This window comes from Pedobacter sp. CG_S7 (assembly GCF_040544395.1).
In the GTDB taxonomy this organism is placed as follows: Bacteria; Bacteroidota; Bacteroidia; order Sphingobacteriales; family Sphingobacteriaceae; genus Pedobacter.
The window spans coordinates 1-4,894 of the sequence record NZ_JBEONS010000075.1 but is presented as its reverse complement, the minus strand read 5'-3'; the positions used below and the strand labels follow the sequence as shown (position 1 = coordinate 4,894).

Annotated in this window: 6 protein-coding genes; 3 read left to right on the top strand and 3 right to left on the bottom strand. The window is 37.8% G+C overall.

Going from position 1 to position 4,894, the window contains the following annotated elements; translation table 11 throughout:
• The first annotated feature begins 80 nt into the window (after window positions 1-80).
• A complete protein-coding gene (locus tag AAKU52_RS17055) occupies window positions 81-539 on the top strand; it encodes a hypothetical protein (protein WP_354335778.1) in 459 nt (152 codons plus the stop codon).
• A gap of 27 nt (window positions 540-566) precedes the next feature.
• Here AAKU52_RS17055 and AAKU52_RS17050 read toward each other — a convergent pair whose 3' ends face one another.
• From AAKU52_RS17050 to AAKU52_RS17040, 3 genes are all read right to left on the bottom strand, one after another.
• Complete coding sequence (locus AAKU52_RS17050) at window positions 567-698, bottom strand: hypothetical protein (protein ID WP_354335780.1); 132 nt, start codon at window positions 696-698, stop codon at window positions 567-569.
• Between the two features lie 403 nt (window positions 699-1,101).
• A complete protein-coding gene (locus AAKU52_RS17045; protein ID WP_354335776.1) occupies window positions 1,102-1,236 on the bottom strand; it encodes a hypothetical protein in 135 nt (44 codons plus the stop codon).
• 84 nt (window positions 1,237-1,320) lie between these two features.
• Window positions 1,321-2,118 carry a phosphatidylinositol-specific phospholipase C/glycerophosphodiester phosphodiesterase family protein gene (locus AAKU52_RS17040; RefSeq protein WP_354335774.1) on the bottom strand — a complete coding sequence of 266 codons (798 nt, stop codon included), beginning with the start codon at window positions 2,116-2,118 and terminating at the stop codon, window positions 1,321-1,323.
• Window positions 2,119-2,427: 309 nt separating this feature from the next.
• On the opposite strand from AAKU52_RS17040, the gene AAKU52_RS17035 reads away from it, so the two are divergent.
• Both AAKU52_RS17035 and AAKU52_RS17030 read left to right on the top strand, forming a co-directional pair.
• Window positions 2,428-4,209 carry a TrkH family potassium uptake protein gene (locus AAKU52_RS17035; RefSeq protein WP_354335772.1) on the top strand — a complete coding sequence of 594 codons (1,782 nt, stop codon included), beginning with the start codon at window positions 2,428-2,430 and terminating at the stop codon, window positions 4,207-4,209.
• An 11-nt stretch (window positions 4,210-4,220) separates the two neighbouring features.
• A partial coding sequence (locus AAKU52_RS17030) for a potassium channel family protein (RefSeq protein WP_354335770.1) occupies window positions 4,221-4,894 on the top strand: 674 nt, incomplete at its 3' end.

Here is a 4,894-nt window from a genome sequence, read left to right as displayed (position 1 = left end):
ACTGAACTTCTTTCTGCTAACTTTTTTCATCTGTCAATAAATTTACGGTTTTTTTTAGACCTTAAATTATCGACCTAATATTGGGGAGTATTATAGTCATCGTTACTACCGATCATGGCAACGCAAATCCAGGTTTATTTTCTGGAGATAACGCCAACTTTGACCGAATCGGCACGTTCAAACAGACTAATGAGTGGGTATTGCAACATATAAATAAAAACAATACCATCAGCCAGGTAATCGGACAAATAGAGGCAGTCCAAAACATGGCCATCACCAAAAAAGAGGCCAGTAACTTACTGGCACACTACAACGTTCTGGACAAAAACGGATTGTATAACGCAGAGAATCTACCCTTTAAAATATTAGCCGATATCCAACAAAAATATACGAATGTAGGCTTTGGCTCCATGGATCATTCTTCAGACTATGTAGAACTAGCCATGGTAGGGCCGGGAAGTAATTTATTAAAGCCTTTTATAAAAAATACCGACCTCCACCAATTAATGCTAACGGCAACAGGTGTACTCCAAGATTGACAATGAATTTTGAGAGTTGACATTGCGCTACCATGTGTAAAAACCTTTCTTCTGCTTCTGCTTTACCATGGGGTATTTTTGCCAGGTGCGCTTTTTTAGCAGAAGTAAACAGCGCAGCAATTGAATTTTACAAGTAGCCACACAAGCACCACAGCCAATACATGCTGCTGAGTCAAAAGCAGATTCAGCAGTATCGTAGGTAATTAATAATGAATTTGCTTCAACTTAGCTGACCAATATCTGCTGAAATGAAGCCTCCCGACTGTATAATTCGGTCAAGCGCTTAATGGTCAATCTTTAAATCATTCATCCCGTTTACCTGGCCTTTGATGGTCATGGCACATGCACCTTAAGAGGAGTAAAATGCATTGGAGAGTTTTTTTATATCAGTTATAGCTTCTTCTAATTCAAGTGCCGAACGTGGACAAGCCACATTTATCAAACAATAACTTACCAAGCTGCTTATGAAAATAAGCTGCAGTTTTTATTTCTTCTTTGGTTCCACTCCAAAACCGGCATCTATCCTTTCTTTCGCCGATCTGGAGGAAATGTCCCGGGGTGCTTAGGTTCCAAAAGATGCATACCTTCTTTTTAAGCAATAATCTCTTTCATTTTCTGAAATATCATAAGGCTCCCTTTTTTCATTTTCAATTTTTGGCACCCATATTATACCTTCATAACGCAGCGATTCCGACATCAGGGTAAGCTTAGATTGGTAAAATAACCAGCTTGAGGTAAAAAAGTAGGTTGCATTTGTGTAGAGATGGCTCAATAGTTAATTTTATTTATTAAGATAAAACTCACGCAAACTTTCTGGCTGGTCGGTATTAATCCAGTCAACCCCAAGGCTCTCCAAAACCATCCAGGTATTCGGGCTGTCGGGCGTTGCCCAGAATCTAAATGGTTTATGCTGGCGATGGGCACTTGTAATAACAGCTTTTAGCTTAGCCATATCTGCTTCTGAAGGATTTCCTATCCCCTTCCAGGTGCTACCCTTTTTAAGATCCATACTAATCATCGCGATGCGCTTCAATTGCGCCTTTGTATACTTTATATTAGGCCGCCCATCAAAAAAGATATAATCAGGGTAGTTTTTAAATTGTGCTGGCAGCGGAACATCTCCACTAATCAAAATCCTAATCGCATTTTTATTTTTTTTACTGTCAAAAACATCATTATAAGTTTCCAGTTCAGAGATCAATCGCGGTAGCACGTGCTGGTAATCTTCCTTAATGTCTATGACTAGCTGCAGGTTCATAGAAGCATCTGAATAAGGCCTATTGCCGCTTTTAGAATAAAAAATGGATAGAGGCTCTAAATACAGGTTCTTCAGCGTAGCTTCTAATTGAATGGCAACAGTATCATGCGCAACAAACAATTGACCATGCCTTATAAAGATATCGGCTTCGATAGAACCCATACCTGCATTATAAGCATTTAGCAATGGTTTAAGCTGATGGTAATCATTGTGACTGTGCCCCTGGTTAAAAGACAATCGATTTTGAGCTTTTACCTGCAGTGTAAACAGCAGGTAAAAGCAGATAGTAAAGCAGAAAATAAGTCTCATTACGTTTTTCATTTTTTTAACAATGATGAAGCTATAAAATTATAATTTAAAACAAGGTTATCCTTTAAATTTTATCTTTCTCCTCCACAGGAGAAAACCAGTGAAGGATAGTAAACCGGGCGATAGACCTTTGTCACTTGGAGACTGGGTGGACTTTGTTGTTCTTATTCCCATTAAGTACTCAGGATCCGAATTTGAAGTTACAAATTGACACATTAAAAAAGTTGGTTGCAAGAACGTTTTTGAGTAATTTGGTTTAACTATTACAGATTTCCAGATCTTAAGCATTAAGTTTGTTGCAATCATTGCTTAAATCCAAACATGCTAAGACTATTTAGGGCATTTTTAAAAACAAATCAACAAATTATTGACCGTATAATGTTATATATGAGCGCTATAGCCTCATTAATAATTATTATGCACATTGGATACATAACCAATCAAACAGCAGCTTCTTACTTTGACCAAACCATCATTTGGTTGTTTAATATTTTTGGGGTGCTGTTAATTATTAAATCATTGCGCATTGTAGCGTCTCCCGAAGGATTCACCCGTTTTCATTGGGCAGAAATGCTGCTTTCCCTTTATTTTATATTTATCATTCTATTAAAGAACACTTCATTTAACCTTTCAGATGGGGTCTTTTATCAGCCACAATGGGTATATATAGGCATATTTGGTGTATTTCTTATTGAAATATCCAAAAACAGTCTCTTTTTCGATAGTTTTTACTTTAATCCAACGCTGCTTTTTGTTTTCAGTTTCTTACTGCTCATATTTTTCGGCACTATACTGTTACTACTTCCTAAAGCAACAATAGGCCCTCCATTGAGCCTGGTTGATGCCCTATTCATGTCAACAAGTGCAGTTTGCATCACAGGTCTTTCTGTAATCGATATTTCAGCCCGCTTAAGCGCCTATGGTCAGGTGGTTTTAATCATTTTGATTCAGCTCGGGGGACTAGGCATCATGACCTTTACAGGTTTTTTCGGGTATTTTTTCTCAGGAGGATTTTCTTATAAAAACCAGCTCATGTATACCGAGCTTTTAGGAGAGAAAAAACTGGGTTCAGCTATCAATACCTTACTAACCATTATATTTATAACCCTGGTTTTCGAGATTGCGGGTGCGGCATTGATTTATTTGAGTGTTGATGCCATTAATTTCACATCCAGCACAGAGAGAGTGTATTTTGCTGTATTTCATTCGATCTCTGCTTTCTGTAACGCTGGATTTTCTATACTTCCTGATGGCCTTCATCACGTTTCTGTTCGTTACAATTATACTTTACAACTTATCCTTGCCTTACTTTTTATTTTAGGTGGCTTTGGTTTTGGGATTGTATTGAATACCTATCAGTTTTTGAAAAGATGGCTAATCAATGTTTATCAAAAAGTTATTCACAAAAAAGCATTTACCTATAAAGCATGGGTCATGAATTTCAATTCCAGACTAATTGCCTGGACTACATTGTTTTTATTGATATTAGGAACCCTAGGGATTTTAGTGCTGGAATACAATACCTCCTTGCAGGAGCATGAAGGGTTTTTCGCGAAGTTAGCAGCCGCATTTTTTATGGGCGCTAGTCCGCGTACCGCAGGTTTCAATAATGTTAATATGACCTTGCTTTCTTTTCCTGCAATAATGCTGATCATGTTTCTCATGTGGATAGGCGCATCACCAGGATCCACTGGAGGTGGTATTAAAACAACAACACTGGCTGTTGCCGTTTTAAATATGTTTAGCCTGACAAAAGGCAAAGACAAAGTTGAAATTTTTAAGAGAGAGATTAGTCAGGATTCTATTAAAAGGGCTTCAGCTATTATATTTCTCTCCCTATTAACGCTGGGCCTTTCCATTTTTGGGCTAAGCATTACCGATGGAAATTTAGATCCTCTTGCCCTTGCTTTTGAAAGTTTTTCAGCATTCAGCACCGTCGGCTTATCCATCGGACTCACGCCTAAAATAAGCGACGGCGGGCGTTTAATTCTTGCTGCCATTATGTTTATAGGGAGAGTTGGCACCTTGACTTTATTAATTGCTATCATCAAAAAAACAACTTCTAAGAGCTATAAGTACCCTCAGGAAAAAGTGCTCTTTTAAAACAATAACAAATGAAATATATCGTATTTGGATTAGGAAATTTTGGAAAAGCACTCAGTATCCGTCTAACAGAATTAGGGCATGAGGTGCTGGGCGTTGATAACAGCATGATTAAGGTCGATAAACTCAGAGATAAGATTACCCATACCATTTGTATGGATTGTACTGATAGGGATGCAGTAAGCTCTTTACCGCTAAAAGATTGCGATGCAGCCATTGTTGCCATTGGTGAAGATGAATCTTCCTCGCTTTTAACTACAGCCTTATTAAAGCAGCTAAATGTTAAACGGATTATTGGTAGGGTGGTTTCTGAACTTCAGCAGGTTGTTTTGGAGGCAATCAACATTGATGAGTACATACGACCGGAAACAGAATCTGCAGAAAGACTTGCCATGCGGTTAGACAATTTAACAATATTGGATAGCTTTAAGATTTCTGATAAATATAGTATCATTGAAGCCGTAGTTCCTGAAAGGTATGTTGGAATGACCCTGGAAGCGGCCAACTTTACTAATGAATATAAGGTGATTGTGTTAACCACAATTAAAAATAAGGATATTGAAGAAAACGGCAAAACTAAAAAAGTGTCGGAAGTAACTGGTATTGCAAAGTCTTCTACCCTATTGGCAGCCAATGATGTTTTGGTGCTTTTTGGTGAATTACAAGACATAAAACGCATGATTAA

What these genes read in the sequence shown, in the direction of transcription:
- AAKU52_RS17045 (WP_354335776.1), bottom strand. Translation starts at nt 1,236, where the DNA reads ATGTCGGAATCGCTGCGTTATGAAGGTATAATATGGGTGCCAAAAATT.
- AAKU52_RS17040 (WP_354335774.1), bottom strand. Translation starts at nt 2,118, where the DNA reads ATGAAAAACGTAATGAGACTTATTTTCTGCTTTACTATCTGCTTTTAC.
- AAKU52_RS17035 (WP_354335772.1), top strand. Translation starts at nt 2,428, where the DNA reads ATGCTAAGACTATTTAGGGCATTTTTAAAAACAAATCAACAAATTATT.